The sequence below is a fragment of the Brachybacterium hainanense genome (assembly GCF_042434575.1).
GTDB lineage: Bacteria > Actinomycetota > Actinomycetes > Actinomycetales > Dermabacteraceae > Brachybacterium > Brachybacterium hainanense.
This window is the reverse complement of the sequence record NZ_JBHLSV010000008.1, coordinates 116,617-137,806: the sequence shown is the minus strand read 5'-3', so window position 1 is coordinate 137,806 and position 21,190 is coordinate 116,617. Positions and strand designations below refer to the sequence as shown.

Sequence of the window (21,190 nt, the reverse complement as noted above, 5' to 3'; positions counted from 1 at the left end):
CGGGCGTCCCTCCCCGGGCATCGGTCTCCGCCCCGCTGCGGACAGCGCGGATCCGGCCGCGGTGAAGATCGCATAATGGCCGGGCCACGCCGGGAGCGGGCCGCGACGGGGCGGCTCCTCCGCAGAAGAAGGAGCCGCCATGACCACCCTCGCCGCGCTGACCGCCGCCCTCGCCGGCGGGAGCATCCGCATCCTCGACCTGACCAATCCGCTGTCATCCGCGACGCCGACCCTGCGGCTGCCGGAACCGTTCGCGAACCTGGAGGACTTCCGGCTCGAGCAGGTCAGCGCCTACGACGAGCCGGGCCCCTTCTGGAAGCACCACAACATGGTCACGGGCGAGCACATCGGCACGCACATCGACGCGCCCGTGCACTGGATCAGCGGCCGGGACGGCCGGGACGTCTCGCAGATCCCGCCGGAGCGGCTGATCGGCCCGGCGGCGGTGATCGACGCCAGCGCGCAGGCCGCGGAGGATCCCGACTTCCTGCTGGACGTGGAGCACATCGAGGCGTGGGAGGCGGAGCACGGACGCCTCGTCGAGGGCTCCTGGCTGCTGCTGCGCGCCGGCTGGGACCGCTTCGCGCATTCCCAGGAGGAGTTCCTCAACACCGACGAGACCGGATCCCACACCCCCGGGATCACGGCGCGGGCGGCGCTGTGGCTCGCGACCGAGCGTCCCATCAGCGGCTTCGGCGTGGAGACCGTCGGCATCGACGCGGGCCGCGGCGCGGAGCTGGAGCCGCCCTTCCCCGCCCACCACCATCTGCTGGGCCACGACAAGTACGGCATCACCTCCCTGCAGAACCTCGACCAGCTGCCGTCGACGGGGGCGGTGCTGGTGGTCGCCCCGCTGCCGATCGTCGGCGGGACCGGGAGCCCGACCCGGGTGTACGCGCTCGTGGACGGCACGGGGGACGAGGCGGAGTGAGCACCGTCGCCGAGCTCGTCGGCACGACGCTCGCCCGAGCGGGCCTGGGCCACGTCTTCGGCGTGGTGGGCAGCGGGAACTTCCACCTCACCAACGCCCTGCGCGCCGCCGGCGTGCCGTTCACGGCGATGCGGCACGAGGGCGGGGCGGCGAGCGCGGCCGATGCCTTCTCCCGCATGTCCGGGACGCTCGCGGCGCTCACCGTGCATCAGGGCTGCGGCCTCACCCAGGCGATGACAGGGATCGCGGAGGCCGCCAAGAGCCGCACTCCCCTGCTGATCCTCGCCGCGGAGGCGGGCACGGGGGACGTGACCAGCACCTTCCGCATCGATCAGGATGCTCTGGCACGCGGTGTCGGAGCGATCCCGCAGCGGGTCCACAGCGCGCGTACGGCGCTCGCCGATGTGCTGCGAGCGGTGCGGACCGCGCGGGAGCTGCACCGCACCGTGGTGCTGAACCTGCCGGTAGACGTGCAGGCGCAGCAGGTCGATCCCGCGCTGCTGCAGGCGGAGCTCCCGCTGGCCATCCCCTCTCCCCCTGCCCCGGCGCCGGAGGCGGTCCGCGCGCTCGCGGATCTGGTCGCGGCATCGCGGCGTCCCGTGCTCCTGGCCGGTCGGGGCGGACGCGGCGCCGGACCGGAGCTGCGCGAGCTCGCAGCCATCGCCGGGGCGCTGCTCGCGACCGGAGCGGTCGCCTCCGGGCTGTTCGCCGGCGATCCCTTCGACCTGGGGATCTCCGGCGGCTTCTCGAGCCCGCTCACGGCCCGGCTGCTCGCGGAGGCGGATCTCGTGATCGCCGTCGGCTCGGCGCTGAACGACTGGACCACGAAGCGGGGCGCGCTCATCGGCTCCGGGGCGGTGCTGGTGCAGGTGGACACGGATCCGGCGGCGATCGGGGCGCAGCGGCCCGTCGACCTGGGCGTCCTCGGCGATGCCGCGCTCACGGCCCGGGCGCTCACCGAAGAGCTGCGCCGCCGAGGCGACGACGCAGACCGATATCGCTCTCCCGAGCTCGCCGCTCGCATCGCCGACCGCGGCCGCTGGCGCCGGGTGCCGACCGAAGACCTCTCGACGGCGGAGCGGATCGATCCCCGCGTGCTGACCGCCCTGCTGGACGACATCCTGCCCGCGCAGCGGATCGTCTCGATCGACTCCGGCAACTTCATGGGCTATCCCAGCCAGTACCTCGCCGTGCCCGACGAGAACGGCTTCTGCATGACGCAGGCCTTCCAGTCGATCGGGCTCGGTCTGGGCACCGCGATCGGCGCGGCCCTCGCCCGGCCGGAGCGGATGCCGGTGCTGGGCACCGGCGACGGCGGCTTCCTCATGGCGATCAGCGAGCTGGAGACCGCGTGCAGGCTGGGGATCCCGCTCGCGATCATCGTCTACGACGACGCCGCCTACGGCGCGGAGATCCACCATTTCGGGGCGGATGCGGAGCTGGGCGCGGTCACGTTCCCGGACACCGATCTCGCCGCGATCGCTCGCGGCTACGGGGCGGCGGGCGTGGTCGTGCACACCCCGGCCGATCTGGCGGGCGTGCAGACGTGGGTGGACTCGGACCCGCAGGGTCCCCTGGTGATCGATGCGAAGATCGCCTCCGACGGCGGGGCCTGGTGGCTGCAGGAGGCCTTCGCCCAGCACTGACGTGCTCAGAAACCGATCGCAGGGAAAGAGATTGACGGGCCCGGCGCGCGTGCCGCACCGTGGCTCCATGGAGATCCGCCCCGAACAGCCGGAGGACGTGGACGCGATCCGCGCCGTCACGGCCGACGCCTTCCGCACCGCAGCGCACAGCGCCCCACCTGTCGAGCCGGGCGGGGACCCTGGGGAGGCGACGCTCGTGGCCTGGCTGCGCGAGGACCCGGGCTGGATCCCGGAGCTGTCGCTCGTCGCGGAGGAGGACGGGCGGATCATCGGCCATGTGGTGGCGACGCGGGCGCTGCTGGATGAGCGGCCCGTGCTGGGCCTCGGCCCGCTGAGCGTGCTCCCGGATCATCAGCGCTCCGGTGTGGGCTCCGCGCTCCTGAGGGCGCTGCTGGATGCGGCCGGGGCGCGCGGGGAGTCGCTCATCGGCCTGCTCGGCGACCCCAGGTACTACGGCCGCTTCGGCTTCGTTCCGGCCGCGGAGCTGGGCGTGATCGCCCCGGATCCGTCCTGGGGCGCGTTCTTCCAGGCACGGGCGCTCGCTGCCCATGACGGACGCGGGGGCGCGTTCCGCTACGCCCCGCCCTTCGACCGGCTCTGATGACGCCGGACCGCCCGCGCGGCCTCAGGCGCGGTGCAGCGGCTGGGTGCTGCAGCGGAAGGCGCCGCCGAGCGACCGGGTCACCGCGAAGTCGACGTACTCGACGGTGATGCCTCGGGTCTGCAGCTGCTCCCCGATCGCCGAGAACTCGGGGTCGGTGACGTACACGTCCGGACCGAGCGGCAGGCCGTTGGTCGCCAGGCGCTGCGCGTCCTGCAGGGACACGTCGATGCGGTCCCAGCCCTGCAGGGCCTCCGGGATGCCGTCCAGCAGCGCTTCCTCGCACACGATCATCAGCCCGTCGCGGACCAGGCCCAGGGCGCAGTCCAGGTGCAGGATCACCGGGTCGAGACGGACCAGTTCGACGGTGCAGCCGTGGGGCGCGAGGTACTGGCGCAGCCAGGCGGCGCCGAGCTCGTTCGAGGCGAGTCCGGAGGACCCCACGAACACATGATCACCGAGCACGAGCACGTCCCCGCCCTCGAGGAACGGGCCGGGGCCGAGGGTCGGGTCGTCCTCGGCGGCGATCTCCGGGACCGGGACGGCGACGTAGGCGGCGTCGGAGGGGAGCACCTCCTGGATCAGCACGGGGCGGATCGGAAGGATCTCGCTGCGCCGGTGCCGGAACCGCAGGGAGCCCTCGATCACGTGCCGGCCGATCGTGAAGAACGGGTCGCGGGCGAAGAAGTTCGCGTAGCCCAGATCGCCGGCGGCCGCCTTCTCCGCCGCGGTGAGCAGCCGCGGGCGCAGCACCTCGACGCCGTGGCGCCGCAGGACCTCCGCGAAGGCCTCGCGCTCCGCCTCCCAGGCGGCCTGACGCTCCGGATCGCCCTCGCGCATGTCGCCGACGAAGCCGAGGGCCCCGCCTCCCCCGGGCAGGAAGCGCATGTCCGGGTCATCATGAGCGGAGGCGGGCACCGCCATCTCGCTGCGCGCGAGGACGACGCTGCGCAGCGGGGAGAACTCGTCCCGCACATGGATCGTCCGTCGTCCCGTCATCGACCTTCTCCTCGGCGCTCGTGGTCGCGGCTCAGACCCCGAGGCTAGCAGCGGGGTCGCGGCGGCGGAGCAGGGCCAGCAGGATCGTCGGCACGAGGGTCAGGGCGATCACGAGGGTGCCCACGGCGGCCGGCCCGTCCAGTCCCCAGTCGGTCGTCAGGGCCGCTCCGGCGATCGGAGTGGTCGCGGCGGTGCCCGTGTTGAAGGCGGCGACGGCGAGCGCGGACCCGAGGGTCGCGGCTCGGCCGGCGAAGCCGACGGCGAGGTGGATGAGCACGCTGTTGGCGCTCAGCCCGAACAGCCCCAGCAGGGTGACCGCGGCGACCATCCCGATCGCCGAGCCGGACAGCACCACCATCGACGCGAGCAGGACCGTCGAGGCGGCGGGGGTGATGATCGTGACCGCGTGCGGGAAGCGGTCGCCGAGGCGCCCGCCGAGCAGCGTGCCGAGGAAGGACCCGATGCCGAAGGCCGTCAGCACGAGGGGGACGAGGGCCGCGGGGACGCCGGCGCCGTCGATGAGGACGGGGGCGATGTACGAGTAGGCCGCGAGGACGCCGCCGCTCGTGGTCGCACAGGCCAGCAGCACCAGCCACAGCCGCGGGTTGCGGAGGTCCGCGAGGCTGCGCAGGACGGAGGAGCCGCCGGTCTCGGGCACGTCGCGGGGCACCAGGCGGGCGATGAGCACGGCAGCGATCGCGGCCGCGATCGCGAGCGCCCAGAAGGTGCCGCGCCAGCCGGTGAGCTGGGCGACGTAGGCGCCGATCGGGACGCCGAGGACGGTGGCGAGCGAGCCCCCGGCGCCGACCACGCCGACGGCGCGGGAGCCCAGGCGGGGCCCGGCCGCACGCCCTGCGACGACCGCGGCCACGGCCCAGAAGGCGCCGGTCGCCAGCGCCGTGATGAACCGGGCCACCATGATCTGGGCGACGTCGCCGGCGAGGGCGACGAAGACGTGCCCGGCCACGAACACCGCGAGGGCCAGCAGGAGCGTCAGCTTCTGCGACATGCGCAGGGTCAGCAGGCTCATCAGCGGTGCCCCCACGATCATCCCGATCGCGAAGACGGTGATGAGCGAGCCGGCCCCGGCGAGGGACACGCCGAGGTCCGCCGATATCTCCGGGAGGATGCCCGCGACGACGAACTCGGTGGTGAGCATGAGGAAGGTGCCGAGCGCGAGGATGTAGACGACCAGCGGCAGCCTGCCGGGATCCGTCCCCTCGAGCCGTGCGACGGGCGGCGGGGAGGGGGATGCCGTGGTGGCGATCTCTGGCATGGGGTTCCTTCGCGGTGCGGGATTCGGAGGCGGGCTCGTGGAGCCTCGCAGATCCGAGTCTGGGCCGCGGCGGGTACGGCTGGGAGTCCCGGACAGTACACCTCTGGGGGGCATGGGATCGCTCACGCGCCCACGTCCGCCGAGAGCTGACCGAACCCCCTCGACATATACCCCATGGGGGTATACGGTCGGGGCATGAACGCCGACCAGTCCCCGCACCTCCACGACCACCGCAGCGGTCCCGGGCACGACCACGGCACCGCGCCCACGCACCACGAACACCACGAACACCACGAACACCACGAACACCACGAACACCACGACGAGCATGCAGGCCACGGCGGCCACGGCGATCACGTCGCGCAGTTCCGCCGCCTGTTCTGGATCAACCTCGCCCTCGCGGTCCCGGTCGTCGCCCTCTCCCCCATGTTCGCGATGCTCCTGGGCTATGAGATCCCTGCGGCCCCCGGCCTCGCCTGGGTCGCCCCGCTGCTCGGGACCGTCATGTACGTCTGGGGCGGCCGCCCCTTCCTCACCGGCGCCGTCTCGGAGCTGCGTTCCCGCCGCCCGGGCATGATGCTGCTGATCGCCCTCGCGATCACCGTCGCCTTCCTCGCCTCCTGGGGCGCGACGCTGGGCCTGCTCCATCACCAGCTCGAGTTCTGGTGGGAGCTGGCGCTGCTGATCGTCATCATGCTGCTGGGGCACTGGGTCGAGATGCGCTCGCTCGCGCAGACCACATCGGCCCTGGACTCGCTCGCCGCGCTCCTGCCCGATGAGGCCGAGCGCCTCGAGGGCGAGGACATCGTGCGCGTCTCCCCCGTCGAGCTGCGCCGCGGCGACCTCGTCCTGGTCCGTCCCGGGGCGAGCATCCCCGCGGACGGCACGATCCGCGAGGGGCGCGCCGAGGTCGACGAGTCCATGGTCACCGGCGAGTCCCGGACCGTCTCCCGCTCCCCCGGCGACCCGGTCGTCGCCGGAACCGTCGCGACCGATTCGAGCCTGCGCGTCGAGGTCACCGCGACCGGGGACGACACCGCGCTCGCGGGGATCCGCCGCCTGGTCCAGGAGGCGCAGAGCTCCTCCTCGCGCGCCCAGCGGATCGCGGACACGGCGGCCGGCTGGCTGTTCTGGTTCGCCCTCGGCGCGGCCGTGGTCACCACGATCGTCTGGTCGCTGCTGGGGATGCCGGACGAGGCCGTGATCCGCACCATCACCGTCCTCGTGATCGCCTGCCCCCACGCCCTCGGGCTCGCGATCCCGCTGGTCGTCTCCCTCGCGACCGAGCGGGCGGCCCGCGGCGGCGTGCTCGTCAAGGACCGCCTGGCCCTGGAGGCCATGCGCACCGTGGACGCGGTCCTGTTCGACAAGACCGGCACCCTCACCCGCGGCGAGCCCACGGTCACCGCGGTGACCGGACAGGGTGTCGAGGCCGCGGAGGTGCTGGCCCTGGCCGCCGCCGCGGAATCGGACAGCGAGCATCCGCTGGCCCGCGCCATCGTCGACCATGCCCGGGCCGAGGGTCTGCGCATCCCCACCGCCGAGGGCATCACCTCCGCTCCCGCGCTCGGGGTCAGCGCCCGGGTGGACGGCCGCGAGATCCAGGTGGGCGGGCCGCGCCTGCTCGAGGAGGCCGGCGCCGCGGAGGTCCCTGAGGCCGCCGCATGGCGGGAGAAGGGCGCGATCATCCTGCACGTGCTGCGAGACGGCGCGGTGATCGGCGGGCTCGAGCTGGCCGATGCCGTGCGTCCCGAGTCCCGGGAGGCGGTCGCGGCCCTGCATGCACGCGGGATCGAGGTCGTCATGATCACCGGGGATGCGGAGGCGGTGGCCCGCAGCGTCGGGAGCGAGCTCGGCATCGACCGGGTGTTCGCGGGCGTGCGCCCGGAGGACAAGTCGCAGAAGGTCGAGCAGCTGCAGCGGGAGGGCCGGAAGGTCGCGATGGTCGGCGACGGCGTGAACGATGCCCCGGCCCTCGCGCAGGCCGATGTCGGGATCGCGATCGGCGCCGGCACGGACGTCGCGATCGCCTCCGCGGGCGTGGTGCTCGCGAGCTCGGACCCGCGCTCGGTGCTCTCGGTCATCGAGCTGTCGCGTGCGGCCTACCGGAAGATGACGCAGAACCTGTGGTGGGCCGCCGGGTACAACCTGCTGTCCGTGCCGCTCGCAGCCGGGATCCTCGCCCCGATCGGATTCGTCCTTCCCATGTCCGTGGGCGCGATCCTCATGTCCCTGTCGACGATCGTGGTCGCGCTGAACGCCCAGCTGCTGCGTCGCCTGGACCTGCGACCGGAGGCGGTCAGCAGGACCCGGTGACTGCTCAGCGGGTCCGGCTCCCGGATCGTCCCTCGGTGCGGGAGCCGGGTCAGCGGCCCGGCCGGATGTCCCCGAGGCGCCGGTCGGGCAGGAGCCGCGGCACGAGCACGAATCCGGCCCCGATGGTCACCAGGACTGCAGCCCCGGCCTCGAGGAACCACGCGAGGACGAAGAGCAGCGAGGGGCGGGTGATGCCCCATGCCGGGAACAGCACGGACTCGATCAGGAGCCCCGCTGCCTCTCTGGCTCCGGAGCAGATCGACACCAGCACGATGACGGCGACGTCGACGCGGACGGCTCTCATGCGGGAAGAGTAGCCCCTGCACACACAGCTGCCTGCGGGGACGCGAGGATCGCTGCGGTCCCTCTCGTGGGAGGATGCCCCGATGGCGAACTGGACCCCGGTGCAGGAGGCACCCTGCGCGGACATCGGCGTTCCCTGGGCAGAGCTGGTGCTGACGCGCGGAGGCGAGCGCCGCCATCCGCTGCCGATGAACCTCCGCCTCCGCGAGGTCGCGGTCGAGGGGGATGGTGCCGCGCTCATCGTCCAGGGCATCACGGGAATGCACCGCTGCACCTGGCGCGTCGACCTCGAGCGGGGCACCGCCGATCTGCAGGATGCGGTCGATCTCTCGGCACTGCGCTCCCGTTATGGGGACGTGCGCGCCGGCAACCGGTCGGCATCATCCGGGACCTGTCCTCGCCGGGCTGTCCTCGAGGTTCCCCGCGGTCCGGGCACGCTGCACGCGCTCGTCTCGCTCCCGTCCCAGCGGCTCGACTCGTCACCGCCTCCTCTGGTGATCGATGTGCACGGCGGCCCGTGGCCCGGGCTCGACCTGGATGACGCGACACGACGTGCCGCACCGTGGCTCGAGGCGGGATTCGCTCACCTGGCCGTCGAGTACCGCGCGAGCGGCGCCCTGGGTCGCGGTCCGATGGAGCATGTGCTGCGGGGAGCTGATGTTCCAGGCCCCGGCGACGATGCGAGCGATGTGCTCGCGGCCTGGGAGACGCTGCGACGACAGCCTTGGGCGCAGGAGGTCGATTCCGATCGTGCCGTCCTGTTCGGTTTCAGCTACGGCGCCTATGTCGTGAACCGGATCGTCACGCACCCCTCGGCCTTTCCGCGATGGGGCCTCGCCATCTGCCATGAGGGGGTCGCCGACCTGCGGGGGCTGGATCAGGCCTCGATGGACATGCAGGTTGTGCGTCGCGGTTCGACACCCGGTGCTGATCCCGGCCACTGGTCCGCGGCCTCGCCGGTCGATGCCGTGCAGGAGGTCAGCACCCCGATGCTCCTCGTCTACGGCGGCCGCTCCCCCGTGCTCGCCCAGGGTGAGGCGTGGCGCGATGCTCTGCGGCGGGCCGGCACGGAGATCGACTGGCACGTCGCCCCGGGCGAGGGGCATGTCTTCGCCGGGGAGGCCGCAGCGGACATCCCGCGCCGTGCTCGCGATCTTCTCGGAGCGTGGTCTGACCCGCGGGCGCTCCCGCCTTGATGGCTCTGCCGCGCCGCCTGTTCCGTGAGGTCCTCTGCGAACCCGCGGCCCCCGTGCCACAGCTCCGCGAAGCGGCCGCGCACGACCTCACGGTCGCACACCCCCGGGTCCATCAGCCGAAGGCGAGACCGACCAGCAGTCCGCTGAGCACGGCGCCTGCTCCGCTCAGGAGCTGGGCGACGCCGAGCGTCGTGCCGATGATCGCCGCAGCCCGGCGACGGTCCTTCTGCACCAGGCCGATGATCCCCAGGGCCACGGCGATCAGAGCGATGAGAGCGCTGACGCCGCTGAGCAGCTGGAGACCGACCGCCGCCTGGGAGATGGCGAGGTCGAAGTTCTGGGCGATGATCGGCATGGCCTGTGCGAGCGCCGTCGTGATGAAGGAGAAGAGCAGCAGGAGGATGCCGCAGACGAGCGAGGCGGTCCCGCAGGGGTTGGGGCGCGGCCCGGCGGCGGTCGGTGCGGACGTGGCATGCATGGGGCGCTCCCGGTGATCGACGGCTCAACGGTCCTCGTGTTCCGCCCGGCGAGACTCCGATGCTCCCGGCAGAAGGACGAGGTCCATCATGCACGGCCCTCGGCGAAGCCCGCACGTCATGGGGGCGGGCTCGGCTACGCCGTCTGCTCGGCGAAGATCTCCGCGAACCTGCCGCCGGTGGACAGCAGCTCGTCGAATCGTCCTCGTTCCACGACGTGCCCCTCGTCGAGCACGATGATCTCGTCCATCCCGCGCAGGGTCCAGGCACGATGCGAGATGACGATCGTGAGGCGGGAGTCCTTGGTGGCCTGCAGGCGCCGGAAGATCTCCTGCTCCGCCTCGGCGTCGATCGCGCTGGTCGGCTCGTCCAGGATCCAGATCGGAGGGTTGCGCACATAGATGCGGGCCAGCGACAACCGCTGCCACTGCCCTCCGGACAGACCCGTTCCGCCGTCCCACTGGTTGCCCAGCTGCTGGTCCAGACCGTGCTCGAAGCCGCGGACGAGCCGGGCGGCGCCCGCGGACTCCAGCGCCTCCCACAGCTCCTCATCCGGGACGTCGGATCGCGGGGTGCCCAGCAGCAGCGACTGCCGCACCGTCAGCTCGTAGCGGCCGAACTCCTGGGTGAGCAGCCCGAAGTACCCGGCCCAGCCGTCGCGGCCCAGATCGGCGCGCGTCCTGCCGTCCACGTGCACGGAGCCGCTGTCATGCCCCAGCTCGATGTTGCCGACGATCGCGTCGACGGCCGTCGTCTTGCCGGCACCGTTGGTGCCCACCAGGGCGATGATCTGCCCCTGCCGGACCGTGAGGTCGAGTCCGGCGAGGGCCGGCTCGGCACGCCGCGGGTAGGTGTGGCGGAGGTCGTGGACGATGAGCTCCCCGACCTCCGGCTGGACCATCGGCCGGCTCTCCTCCTCCCGCAGCCCGGCCAGGGCCATGAAGCGCTCGTACGGGGCGACGCCCTCGACGATGAGCCCCAGATTCGTCCCGAACATGGCGACCACGCCCATCGCGGCGATCACCCCGTAGACGCCGCCCGCGGCCTCGGGTCCGTAGGATACGCCGACGACCAGGGCGGCGAGGGCGGCGGCCAGGAGCGCCGAGGTCCCGAGGCCGGTGCCGATGCTCCAGCCGAGGACGGGGAGATAGGTCTGCGACTTCCGCGCCGTGATCCGGCGGTTCGCCTCCTTGACCAGCGCGCCGATCCGGCCGGCGCCGCCCAGGCTGGACAGCTCGCGTGCGGAGGCGGCGCCGACCAGATGCCCGTGCAGGTACCGCTCCCTCCACAGCAGCGGGCCGATGTCGTCCCACATCGCGGAGTTGATGCGCTGGACGCGCTGCGAGAGCAGCAGGATCGGCACGAGGGAGGCCAGGACCAGGACCGCAGCGGGGGCCGACATGGTCCACAGCGTGAGGATGACGCCGACCACGGCGACCACCGAGGAGATCAGCGAGACCGTCTGCGGGTACTTGTAGGGCAGCTGGTTCTGCGCCGCCGCATTGCCCTTCTCGATGGCCGCGGCGACCTCCGGCGTCGCGATCCGGGACGGGGAGATGGTCGCGACGACGTCGGCGACCTCGGAGATGAGAGTCATCCGCACCCGGTCGGTCGCGAGGTGCCGGAAGGTGCGGGCCACGGCCTCGAGCGGCGAGGAGATCGCGATCAGCAGCACGAGCCCGATGAAGGGGCCCAGCACGTCCGCGAACCGCGCCGCATCGGCGAGCGCCTCGACGAACCGGGCCATCAGGATCACCTGGACCGAGGGAACCGCCGCGACCAGCAGCGACACCAGAGCGGCGGCGAGGACATTGCCTGGCGCGCTGCGCCACGCGACGCCGAGCAGCCAGATTCCGAGTCGCAGGGGCTTCAGCATCCTCCGAGTGTGCCAGCGGGCACGGACGGACGAACGGAGCACCGCCCGGACGGCGCGCCCGCGGGCCTGACCGCCCCTTCCCCCATCCGTGCCCCCGTATCCTCCTCTCATGGCGATCGCTCCCGACTCTTCGACGCAACGATCGAGGCACCTGCCCGTCCATGTAGGGCTGATCATGGACGGCAATCGCCGATGGGCGCGCGCCCACGGAGAGCGTGGGACGAGCTTCGGTCACCAGGCTGGCGCCGAACATCTCTCGAACGTCCTGAGCTGGCTCGCCGCTCGAGGAATCGATCATGTCAGTGCATTCGTCCTGTCCGCCGATAACATCCGCAAGCGTGGACGACTCGAAGTGGAGTTCCTCTTTAGCCTCATCGAGCACGTGATTCCCGAAAGGGTTCGTGCGACCGAGCGGTGGAGTCTGCACGTGAGCGGCGATCTGGACCTCCTCCCCGAATCGACGCGAACAGCGCTGGCAGAGATGATCGACGAGACACGCGGACGTCCCGGCCATCTAACGCTCGCGATCGGCTACGACGCACGGGACGACATCCTCGCCGCGGTCCGGAAGACGATCACCGGAGGATCTGAGATGCTCACCGTCGATGCCGTGACCCAGAACCTCGCCGGCGGTCCGGTGAAGGACATCGACCTGATCATCCGCACCGGGGGCGACAGCCGCATCTCCGGGTTCTTCCCCTGGCAGTCCAAGATGGCCGAGCTCTACGTCGTGGAGCACCCATGGCCGGACCTCACCGATTCGGATCTCGACGACGCGCTCGCGTTCTACTCCGGTCGCTGAGACACCTCCGGATCCGGGACCCAAGACTGGTCAGCGGTGCGCGACCCCTCCCGCGCTCCGCGTCCCCGGGATCGCCGCGATCGCCGCGAGCAGGACGACCGCGGCGAACACCTCGACCGCGGGCACGGTGCCGATCAGCGTCGCGAGCAGGCCGACGCCGATCGTGGGGACCCCGACGCCCAGGTATGCGGAGATGAAGAAGGCGGAGGCCGTCGCAGCCTCCGTCCCGGGAACGGAGACCCGTGCGCTCTCGCGCATCGCGCCGAGGAAGCCCATGCCCTGCCCGCACCCGGCCATGACGGCGGCCAGGAGCACACCCGCGAGCGAGGAAAGGAGGCCGCTGATCAGCAGGATGAGCACTCCCGCCGCGAGGGCGAGCAGTCCTCCGCCCTGCAGCATCGGGGCGGGCAGGCGCGCCGCGAGCGGTTGCATGAGCGCGGCGATCACGAGCACCAGGCCGGAGGAGAGACCGGCCACCAGCAGCGAGTCGCTGCCGGTGAGGGCGGAGACGTAGGACGGCACGACCGACAGGAACACCGCGGTCACCGCCCAGCCGAGGAAGCTGACGACGCAGGCGGCCATGAAGACGCGGCGCTGCGGCGGGATCCTCGGCAGCCGCGGGCGCCAGCGTGCCCCGCTGCGGCCGAGCCCCGCGGGCAGGGCGGCGAGACCGGCCCCTGCCAGGAGCAGAGCCCCGGCCTCCAGCAGGTAGCTGGTCACCATCGGCCCCGGCAGGACGGTCGCCCAGAGACCGGCGAGCATCGGTCCCAGTCCTCCGCCGGCGGTCGTGGCGGACGAGGCGATCAGCGCGGCGAGCTCGGTCCTCCCGGCGGGGGTGGTGCGGGTCAGGGCCGCGGTGAGCGCCCCGGAGCTGATCCCGACCGCCATCCCCTGCAGCGCCCGGGCGAGGAGGAGCTCGCCCGCCGAGCCTGCGCCCGTGAGCAGGAGGCTCGCGCACAGGGCGAGCGCCAGGCCGGCGAGCACCACCCAGCGGTAGCCGAGCGACTCGGCGAGCGACCCCGCGAGCAGCAGGGTCGGGATCAGCGCCCCTGCGTAGGCGGCGAAGACCGCGGTGAGCACGAGCGGGGAGAAGCCGAGCCGCGCGGCGTAGACGGCGTAGAAGGGCGAGGGGATGTTCGTGCCGACGATCAGGGTGAACAGGGCGAAGGCCGTGCAGGCGAACAGCAGGCGTCGATGCGGAGTGGCGGTGCTCGTCATGCCGGGGAGGCTAGGCCGGGGACGGTTCGGGCCGGGCCGAAGCGTCCCGGGCCTACGATCGGCGGCATGGATGCACGCGATGCCGAGGGCGATCCGGATCTGAGCGCGGTGGCGAAGCTGCTCGCGGAGCCGCCGCGGGCGAAGGCCCTCATGGCTCTCGCGGACGGGCGCTGGCTTCCCGCCTCGATGCTCGCCCTCGAGGCCGGGGTCTCCGGATCGACGATGAGCGGGCATCTGGCACGCCTGGTCGACGGCGGCCTGCTCACCGTCCAGCAGCAGGGGCGGTATCGCTACTTCCGGCTGGCCGATCCATGGGTCGCCGAGCTGGTCGAGGTGATGGCCCGGTGTGCGCCGCGGCTGCGGATCAGCTCGCTGCGGGCCGATACGAGGGCGCGTGCCGTGCGCCGTGCGCGCCACTGCTACGACCATCTGGGCGGGCGCCTGGCGGTCGCGATCACAGCGGCGATGCTGCGGGACAGGCACCTCGATGCCGCAGGTCAGGACCTGGTCACCGATCCCGGCGCCCTGCCGGCGCGAGTTCTGGGACCGAGCGCGGTCACGCTCACCGCATCAGGCTCCGCGCTCCTGGAGCGCCTGGGCGCGCACGTTCCCGCGGGAACGCCCGCCCGCTGCTGCGTCGACTGGACCGAGCACCGCCACCACCTCGCCGGTGCGCCGGGTCGCGCCGTCCTCGATGCCTGCCGGGAGCACGGCTGGATCTCCCCCGGGACGCACCCGCGGGCGCTGCGGCTCTCCGGGCAGGGGCGGGACCGGCTCGAGTCGGTGTTCGGGATCGAGCTGACGGAGATGTCCTGAGCGCGGCCGGGTGCCGGCCGATGCCGGAGACCGCCGTCGGGGAGGTGCGACTCAGCGCCCTGCCGCGGCCGCGGGTCTCCGCGGTGCGCGCAGCACGAGCGCGAGACCCAGCGTGAGCACCGCCCATGCCCCGCAGGCGGGCGGCAGGACCCCGGCGAGGTGGTAGGCCTCCAGCGGCGTCGCCGGAGGCCCGGACACGAGGATCCGGATCACCACCGCCCCGACCATGAACGCCGGCAGCGAGAGCCACCAGGCCAAGCGGAGGCCCGGAGGAGCCGGTGCCACCGGAGCGGGTGTCCTGCCGCGCAGCCAGCGCGCCCCGGCGATGCCCAGGATGATCAGCCCGCCCAGGCCGGAGCCGTACTGCAGCACCTTGTATCCCGGCAGCGGCCCCCAGCTCCGGTCCAGCACCGGAAGCAGGACCGTGCCGAAGCGCCCCTCATGCGTGAAGCCGTCCCACAGGATGTGGCTGAGGATTCCCGCGGCGAGAGCCACGAGCAGGCCCACGATGCCGCCCGCGGACGGGAACGTCTCCCGCAGCGCGGCCCCGGGCCCCCGATCCCATTCCTCGGGCAGCCGCTCCGCCACGGCCCGCGGCGCGAGCCGCCGGCAGACCGGGCGCAGCAGCAGCCGCCAGATCAGCAGCAGCGCGAGAGCGATGAGCAGGGTGACCGGGAGCCAGCGCGGATCGTGCGTGACGGAGTACCGGACCAGGAGGCCGCCGGTGAACGGCGCGAGATCCGGGGCCATCGACCCGACGGCGAGCGCGGCCGGCACGATCGGCATGCGCACGAAGGGCAGCGCGACGACGGCATGGCTCGGTGTGAACGGCATGCTCGAACGGTAGCCCGCGGCGGGCCCGGGGATTCCGCACGGGCAGCTGCCGCCACAGCTCCTCCCCGTTTCCTCCCCGGGACCGCCGTCAGTGTCGGGCGTGAGCGGCTCCCGATCCCGGGCACGGATCGGCGAGCGCCCTCGAGGCGACGCTGTTCCGTCACGTCGCCGCCATGGGCCTCTCCTCTGCTCGCGGGACGGGGGACGGCAGGGAGGGCCCGGACGACGGGTTCGAACGTCCGTGCCTCGCGCCAGACTCGTGCACGAGCCACCAGGAGGACATATGCAGATCAGCGTCATCGCCGAGCCGATCGCCCGCCGCGCCCACATCGGGCAGGTCGACAAGACCGGTCACGACTACATCGAGCATCCTCAGCGGGTCGCGGACCGCGCCGCGATCATCGCCCCCGCGCAGCTGCGGGAGGAGGCGGTCGCCGCGGCCTGGCTGCACGACGTCGTCGAGGACACCGGGGTCACGCTCGAGGACCTGGCCGCCGCGGGGATGCCCCCGCTCGTGGTCGAGGCCGTCGATCGGGTCACGAAGAGGCCCGGACTCCCCCAGCCCGCGTACTTCGCGGGCATCCGCGCCCACCCCCTCGCCCTGATCGTGAAGACGGCCGATCTCATCGACAACACGGATCCCGCGCGGGTGCGTCTGCTGGATGCGGCGACCGCGCAGCGACTCGGGGCGAAGTACGCGCGCTCCTGGACGATGCTGCTCGGTGCGGCGGAGCTACCCGGTGCAGGAGCGCACGGGACGGGGCGAGCATGAGCGGCCGGATCTTCTTCACGGCGGACACGCACTTCGGGCATCGGCTGATGGCGCTGCTGCGCGGCTTCGGTCCGCCCGGGGCGCAGCTGCGCGAAGACATCGGCCCGGAGCACATGGCCGCGCATGATGAGGAGCTGATCGCTCGATGGAACGCGACCGTCGACCCGGAGGATGTGGTGTGGCACCTGGGCGACCTGACCTTGAAGACGGCCGCGGAGGTCGCACCGCTGATCCATCGGCTACACGGCAGCATCCGGGTAATCCTGGGGAACCATGACCGCGCGCATCCGATGCTGGGCGAGAGATCGGTGACCGCGCAGCAGGAGCTGCTGGCCGCGGGCGTCGACTACGTCGCCACGAGCGCCCGCATCACGATCGACGGCGGGTCCGCGGGCCGGCTCCCCGTGCTCCTCTCGCATTTCCCCTACCGGGACACGTCCCGCGCGGACGATCGTTTCGTGGCCTGGCGGATGGCCGACGACGGCGAGGTCCTCCTGCACGGGCACACGCACCGCCGCGAGGTGACCGCCCCTTCCTGGAACCGGCAGATCCACGTGGGCTGGGACGCCTGGGGAGAACCGGTCCCTGAGCAGGAGGTGCGCCTGCTGATCCGCGGGAAGGGGCGACGACGGAGCTGAGCGACGCCGCTGCTATCCCTGCGCGGGCCGCGCCAGCAGCCGGGTCGCCAGCAGCGGGAACAGCAGCACGGTGACCGCGCCGCCGGTGACCATGACCGAGGCCATCGTCGTGCTGATGAGCCCCGAGGAGGCCGCGATCTGGGTGACGGCGACGATGATCGGCAGCCCCGTGGCCGCGTACAGCCCCAGGGCGACCCTCTCGCGCGGCGACTCGATTCCGGAACCGGTCGTGGTCAGGACCTCCCGCAGGACGACGGGCACGCCGCGGACCAGGGCGATCACCGCGACGAAGCCGAGCAGCAGCGGCCAGCGAGCGAGCACGGCACCGAGGTCGATGCTCATCCCGCTGGTGACGAAGAAGACCGGGATGAGCAGGCTGAACCCGACGATCTCGATCTTGTGCATCACCTCCTCCGCGTGGATCGGCGATGCGGCGGTGAGAGCCGCCTTGATCAGCAGGCCCGCGGCGAAGGCGCCGAGCGCGACGTCCAGCTCGAGCACCGCGGTCAGCAGCATGAGCGTGACCAGCACCCACACGGTGATCCGCACCGTGGTCTGCATCGTCGAGTTCGACGCTCCCCCGAAGGCGCGCCCCAGCATCGGGATGCGCCGGAAGATCCGCGCCGGCAGCGCGACCGTGGCGACCGCTGCGAGCGCGAAGAACACGAGGACCAGGGCGGCCTGCCAGGTGCCGCGGGTCGAGAGCAGGAGCGACATCGCCACGATGGGCAGCAGCTCCCCGAAGGCGCCGTGCACCATGACGGCGCGGCCCAGCGGGGAGCCCATCGCCCCGGAGTCCTTGAGGATCGGCAGCAGGGTGCCCAGCGCCGTCGATGTCGACGCGATGCCGAACACGATCGCGGCCTGCCCCTGGCCGTGCAGGAGCAGCAAACCCGCTCCGACGCCGAGCAGCGCGCAGATCAGCCAGGTCAGCGCGGCATGGCGGCCCTGCCTGCCGCGCATGTCCGAGGTGCTCACCTCGAAGCCGGCGAGGAGGAACAGGAACCCGATGCCCAGCTCGCGCAGGAACTCGACGGCCTCGGTGCTCTCCGCGAGGCCCAGGGCGTGCGGGCCGATGACCACGCCGAAGGCGAGCAGCCACACGACGTCGGGGACCGCCCTCCGGGTGGCGAGCGCGAGGATCGGCGCGAGGACGGCCGCGAGGGCGATCCACCACATGGACAGCAGGTTCTCGACGAGCATGGGGCCTCCGTCAGAGGGTCGCGATCCGGCGGCGTGGACTGCCACTATCTCACCCTGCGGTCGCCCCGACATCCATCGCAGAAAGGCCGAGCGCCGCTGTGGAACCGATACCCCGCACACACGATGGGCCGGTACGGCGTCCGTCGCTCCGCGAGCGGGAGCGGACAGGCTCTACGACTGCACGGGCACGGGCGTTGCTGGTAGAGGGCGAGCCGCCAGACGCCGTCGCGCCGCGTGTAGACGCTGGACATGAGCGCCACGGAGGCCGGCGCGTCACCGTCGCGGTAGGCGCGGCCGGTGTAGAGCAGGACCGCGTGGTCCTCGCTGAGGCGGACGAGCCGCGGGCCGACGATCTCATAGGTCCGCCACGGAGGTGCCTCGTCGAGGGAATCGATGACAGCCCGCCGGTCGAAGATCTGGCCGTGCGCGAGGACCATGGCGCCGTCGGCGGTCATGATCCGCCCGTAGAACTCCGCCCCGGTGCCGTCGCAGAGCGAGGTCCATCCCCGATGTTCGAGGTCGAGCAGCTCGTCGAGCATGTCGCGACACCATCGCTTTCGTCTGAGAGTGCGAGGTCCTGGTGGAGCCACCGTACTGCCGCATCGTGACGTTCAGGTCGTCGAGAGCTCCGATACGTCACGGGTCGCTGGCACCACTCGGTAGACGATGTGATGGGGCTGCGTTCTGCGGAGGGTCTCCCGCGGCTCCAGCTCGGCAACCTGACGAAGCAGCATTCGGCCGATCATCTCGTGCGAAACGATCACTGGGCGACGTGCCCCGCTGCGCTGGACCTCGAGAACTGCGCGGGCGGCCCGTTCGTCCGCGTCCGCGTAGCTTTCGCCCCCGGGGAAACGCCACCGGTACTTGTCGTCCTCCCGTGACGCGCGAACTCCGGGAAACCTGCAGTCCGCCTCCTCAGCGGTCAACCCGGCCATATCGCCGTGGTGCACCTCAGCGAGATCCGGGAGCACCCGTAGCTCGACGCCGACAGCTTCGGCAGCGAGCGTTGCGGTGGACTGGGCACGGGTCAGCGGGCTCGAGAACACGGCGTCCATGCTGTGCTCGACGACGAACCGCGCTAGAGCCATGGCCGCCTGCCGACCCTGCTCGGTGAGGGGCGAGTCGAGCTGGCCTTGCCAACGTCGCTGCACGTTCCACGCCGTCTGTCCGTGCCGAGCGAGGTAGAGGGCTTCGAAGGTCATTTTCCCATCCAACCAGCATGAAGTTCGCCTTGTCCAGGTCAGCGTGTGCGGGAGATTTCGAGGGAAGACCAGAATTATCGATGACGGAGCGGGCCAAGCGCATTTACAGAATGCGACGGCGTCCGCGGTGTCACGACTAAGCCCCCGCCCTGAACGGAGCGGGGGCTGTTCGTCACGCCTGAACGGATCGATCAGTCATCCAGATGGTCAATGGCATACTGAGCCTCTTCCTCAGTGAACTGCTCTCCGTACTCTGACGTCAGCTGGTCGCGGATGGCCTCCTTGGACATCGACATGCTCTCGCGGTAGGATTTCGCGGCCTCGAGCGCCTCGGCGTTCCAATCAGCATCGACATTGTCGACGGCGTACTGCGCAGCGTCCTCCGGGAACTGCTCCCCGTATTCGGAGGTGAGCTGATCGTAGAGGCCCTTCTTGGAGAACGGCATGATGTCGACGTAGTCCTGCGCCTTCGAGAGGGCAACCTCACCCTCTTCAGGGATGTCCGCCTTTGCCTCTGTCGTCTCCTCAGCAGGCTCCTGTTCGGTCGTGGCTTCGGCAGGTTCCTGGGTGGTCGCCGCTTCGACGGGCTCCTCAGACGCCTCCTCGGTGGCAGTTTCCGTCACTGCCTCCTCTGGTGCCTCCGATGTCCGCTCCGTCGCTGTAGCGGGGGCGCTGGTCTTCGCGGCGTCTCCGCCGCCCATCAGTCCCGCGGCGGCCACGATGATCAGGAAGATGATGACGATGAGTGCGCAGCCACCACACCCTAGGGCGATCCACTTGCCCGGCCCCTTCTTCTGAGGTGCGGCCGGGGCGGGGCCACCACCATACTGAGGTTGCGGCGGGAGGTTCGCAGAGGTGGATGAGCCCTGCGGATCGGGTGTGGGGGGAAGAGACATTTCAGGTCCTTTTCTACGTGGTCACCAGCAGATTCACACACGACCCCGCCCATCGTGACCGAAGTGATCGAACCGTGACCAGTTGCCATCCGATGTCACGTCCAGCGCCCCCGCCGGCCCACGAGGCGAACATCTCGCGCCGTGGAGCGACGCGCGTGGGTCGCGACCTTCTCCGGCGTGGGGCCGAGCCCTCCCGCGACGACGCTAGGACAAAGCCGTCGTCTTGCCGAGCGCGTCCACGCGAACCTGCTGGTTCGCGAGCGCGAGATTGGCCCGCGCTTCGTGGCCGCAGGGCGATGGCCTCTATGCCCGGGGACCATGCTCGAGCGATGGCGCCCAGGAGCGTCATCGGCAGTCTTCTGTGACTCACCGATTCCTAGGCCACCCCCGGCCAGGTTCAGCCCTTCGCCCAGAGGACCGGCTATATCGGAGGGCTTCATACCGGCTCAGGCCTGGTGGGCCCGGTGGGGATCGAACCCACGACCCGCGGATTAAAAGTCCGATGCTCTGCCAACTGAGCTACAGGCCCCACACCCTTGCGGGCCGGTCCATCGTACCGGCCCACACGCGCGCCCTGAGCAGGCGGCCCGACCTGGGCGCGGCGGCCTCAACCCTTCGGCTTCAGCGCCACGTGCAGCACGATCCCGACCACGAGCACGAGCACGCCCAGACCGCCGCCGAGGACCGCCAGGAGGATCCCGCCCACGCCCGCGAAGATCCCGCCGATCGACACCGGCGGGGCGACCATGACGGGGCCGCCGTCGCAGGAGATCTCGTGCTCGCCGCTCGCGGTGACCTCGAAGTTCTCGAGCGAGCGCCATTCGGTGCCGTTCACGGTGATGGTGCTGCTCTGGAAGCCGCCGTTCGCGGGCTCGGCGCCGTCGGGCCCGGTGATCGTGCAGATCGGCGAGCCCTGGGAGGAGTCGTAGTAGAGGGTGCGGACATCGCCTGCCGTCAGCTCGACGCTGCCCTGCCCGGAGTCGATCACGGTGGAGCCCGAGGCGTCCTTGACGACGCCGCCGATCCCGGCGAAGGCGAGGATCCCGCCGGTCACGAGAGCGCCCAGCAGGATCACGGCGCCGATGATGATGAGGATCTTCCCGGCAGGGCTGCGCTTCTGCCGCGGTGCGGGCCCGGGCGGCGGACCGGCCGGGGACGGGGCGGGGTACGAGGTCATGCTGGGCTCCTC

At 71.7% G+C, this 21,190-nt stretch carries 21 protein-coding genes and 1 tRNA gene; 9 read left to right on the top strand and 13 right to left on the bottom strand.

The window, feature by feature from the left end; translation table 11 throughout:
- The first annotated feature begins 139 nt into the window (after positions 1-139).
- The 3 genes from ACFFF6_RS08825 to ACFFF6_RS08815 all read left to right on the top strand — a co-directional run bounded on the left by ACFFF6_RS08825 (position 140) and on the right by ACFFF6_RS08815 (position 3,178).
- Entirely contained in the window at positions 140-931 is a 792-nt protein-coding gene (locus ACFFF6_RS08825) for a cyclase family protein (RefSeq protein ID WP_376979989.1), read from the top strand.
- Complete coding sequence (locus tag ACFFF6_RS08820) at positions 928-2,577, top strand: thiamine pyrophosphate-binding protein (protein WP_376979988.1); 1,650 nt, start codon at positions 928-930, stop codon at positions 2,575-2,577. Before ACFFF6_RS08825 ends, ACFFF6_RS08820 begins: the two co-directional genes overlap by 4 nt.
- Positions 2,578-2,644: 67 nt before the next feature.
- The gene (locus ACFFF6_RS08815) at positions 2,645-3,178 is read left to right on the top strand and encodes a GNAT family N-acetyltransferase (RefSeq protein ID WP_376979987.1); all 534 of its coding nucleotides are present in this window, start codon (positions 2,645-2,647) and stop codon (positions 3,176-3,178) included.
- 24 nt (positions 3,179-3,202) lie between these two features.
- On the opposite strand, the gene ACFFF6_RS08810 is transcribed toward ACFFF6_RS08815, so the two are convergent.
- Both ACFFF6_RS08810 and ACFFF6_RS08805 read right to left on the bottom strand, forming a co-directional pair.
- Positions 3,203-4,177 (bottom strand): dimethylarginine dimethylaminohydrolase family protein, encoded by a 975-nt coding sequence (locus tag ACFFF6_RS08810; protein ID WP_376979986.1) that lies wholly within the window; start codon positions 4,175-4,177, stop codon positions 3,203-3,205.
- A 31-nt stretch (positions 4,178-4,208) separates the two neighbouring features.
- Positions 4,209-5,453, bottom strand: coding sequence for an MFS transporter (locus ACFFF6_RS08805; protein ID WP_376979985.1), 1,245 nt, complete (start codon positions 5,451-5,453; stop codon positions 4,209-4,211).
- Positions 5,454-5,648: 195 nt separating this feature from the next.
- Between ACFFF6_RS08805 and ACFFF6_RS08800 the strand changes: the two genes are divergently transcribed.
- On the top strand, positions 5,649-7,769 hold the full coding sequence (locus tag ACFFF6_RS08800; RefSeq protein WP_376979984.1) for a heavy metal translocating P-type ATPase: 2,121 nt from the start codon (positions 5,649-5,651) through the stop codon (positions 7,767-7,769).
- A gap of 49 nt (positions 7,770-7,818) precedes the next feature.
- Here ACFFF6_RS08800 and ACFFF6_RS08795 read toward each other — a convergent pair whose 3' ends face one another.
- Positions 7,819-8,073: a hypothetical protein gene (locus tag ACFFF6_RS08795; protein ID WP_376979983.1), complete on the bottom strand. Its 255-nt coding sequence runs from the start codon at positions 8,071-8,073 to the stop codon at positions 7,819-7,821.
- 82 nt (positions 8,074-8,155) lie between these two features.
- On the opposite strand from ACFFF6_RS08795, the gene ACFFF6_RS08790 reads away from it, so the two are divergent.
- Positions 8,156-9,268: an alpha/beta hydrolase family protein gene (locus ACFFF6_RS08790; protein WP_376979982.1), complete on the top strand. Its 1,113-nt coding sequence runs from the start codon at positions 8,156-8,158 to the stop codon at positions 9,266-9,268.
- A 112-nt stretch (positions 9,269-9,380) separates the two neighbouring features.
- Here the strand turns inward: ACFFF6_RS08790 and ACFFF6_RS08785 are convergent, their stop codons facing one another.
- Positions 9,381-9,746: a hypothetical protein gene (locus ACFFF6_RS08785; RefSeq protein WP_376979981.1), complete on the bottom strand. Its 366-nt coding sequence runs from the start codon at positions 9,744-9,746 to the stop codon at positions 9,381-9,383.
- A gap of 134 nt (positions 9,747-9,880) precedes the next feature.
- Positions 9,881-11,620, bottom strand: coding sequence for an ABC transporter ATP-binding protein (locus ACFFF6_RS08780; protein WP_376979980.1), 1,740 nt, complete (start codon positions 11,618-11,620; stop codon positions 9,881-9,883).
- A 109-nt stretch (positions 11,621-11,729) separates the two neighbouring features.
- Between ACFFF6_RS08780 and uppS the strand changes: the two genes are divergently transcribed.
- Positions 11,730-12,422 carry a polyprenyl diphosphate synthase gene (uppS, locus tag ACFFF6_RS08775; protein WP_376979979.1) on the top strand — a complete coding sequence of 231 codons (693 nt, stop codon included), beginning with the start codon at positions 11,730-11,732 and terminating at the stop codon, positions 12,420-12,422.
- A 30-nt stretch (positions 12,423-12,452) separates the two neighbouring features.
- On the opposite strand, the gene ACFFF6_RS08770 is transcribed toward uppS, so the two are convergent.
- Positions 12,453-13,640 (bottom strand): MFS transporter, encoded by a 1,188-nt coding sequence (locus tag ACFFF6_RS08770; RefSeq protein WP_376979978.1) that lies wholly within the window; start codon positions 13,638-13,640, stop codon positions 12,453-12,455.
- Between the two features lie 66 nt (positions 13,641-13,706).
- Here ACFFF6_RS08770 and ACFFF6_RS08765 point away from each other — a divergent pair, with 66 nt between their 5' ends.
- On the top strand, positions 13,707-14,456 hold the full coding sequence (locus tag ACFFF6_RS08765) for an ArsR/SmtB family transcription factor (RefSeq protein ID WP_376979977.1): 750 nt from the start codon (positions 13,707-13,709) through the stop codon (positions 14,454-14,456).
- Between the two features lie 51 nt (positions 14,457-14,507).
- Here ACFFF6_RS08765 and ACFFF6_RS08760 read toward each other — a convergent pair whose 3' ends face one another.
- On the bottom strand, positions 14,508-15,290 hold the full coding sequence (locus ACFFF6_RS08760) for a DUF4184 family protein (protein ID WP_376979976.1): 783 nt from the start codon (positions 15,288-15,290) through the stop codon (positions 14,508-14,510).
- 283 nt (positions 15,291-15,573) lie between these two features.
- Between ACFFF6_RS08760 and ACFFF6_RS08755 the strand changes: the two genes are divergently transcribed.
- Together ACFFF6_RS08755 and ACFFF6_RS08750 are read left to right on the top strand one after the other, a co-directional pair.
- Positions 15,574-16,062: an HD domain-containing protein gene (locus ACFFF6_RS08755; RefSeq protein WP_376979975.1), complete on the top strand. Its 489-nt coding sequence runs from the start codon at positions 15,574-15,576 to the stop codon at positions 16,060-16,062.
- Entirely contained in the window at positions 16,059-16,700 is a 642-nt protein-coding gene (locus ACFFF6_RS08750; protein WP_376979974.1) for a metallophosphoesterase family protein, read from the top strand. Before ACFFF6_RS08755 ends, ACFFF6_RS08750 begins: the two co-directional genes overlap by 4 nt.
- Before the next feature lie 12 nt (positions 16,701-16,712).
- Here ACFFF6_RS08750 and ACFFF6_RS08745 read toward each other — a convergent pair whose 3' ends face one another.
- From ACFFF6_RS08745 to ACFFF6_RS08720, 6 genes are all read right to left on the bottom strand, one after another.
- Positions 16,713-17,903, bottom strand: coding sequence for a cation:proton antiporter (locus ACFFF6_RS08745; RefSeq protein ID WP_376979973.1), 1,191 nt, complete (start codon positions 17,901-17,903; stop codon positions 16,713-16,715).
- Positions 17,904-17,947: 44 nt separating this feature from the next.
- The gene (locus ACFFF6_RS08740) at positions 17,948-18,442 is read right to left on the bottom strand and encodes a nuclear transport factor 2 family protein (RefSeq protein ID WP_376979972.1); all 495 of its coding nucleotides are present in this window, start codon (positions 18,440-18,442) and stop codon (positions 17,948-17,950) included.
- Between the two features lie 72 nt (positions 18,443-18,514).
- Positions 18,515-19,105, bottom strand: coding sequence for a histidine phosphatase family protein (locus ACFFF6_RS08735; protein ID WP_376979971.1), 591 nt, complete (start codon positions 19,103-19,105; stop codon positions 18,515-18,517).
- 191 nt (positions 19,106-19,296) lie between these two features.
- The gene (locus ACFFF6_RS08730; protein WP_376979970.1) at positions 19,297-20,001 is read right to left on the bottom strand and encodes an Ltp family lipoprotein; all 705 of its coding nucleotides are present in this window, start codon (positions 19,999-20,001) and stop codon (positions 19,297-19,299) included.
- Between the two features lie 453 nt (positions 20,002-20,454).
- Positions 20,455-20,530 (bottom strand) — tRNA-Lys (locus tag ACFFF6_RS08725).
- A gap of 78 nt (positions 20,531-20,608) precedes the next feature.
- A complete protein-coding gene (locus ACFFF6_RS08720; protein WP_376979969.1) occupies positions 20,609-21,178 on the bottom strand; it encodes a hypothetical protein in 570 nt (189 codons plus the stop codon).
- Positions 21,179-21,190: the final 12 nt, after the last annotated feature.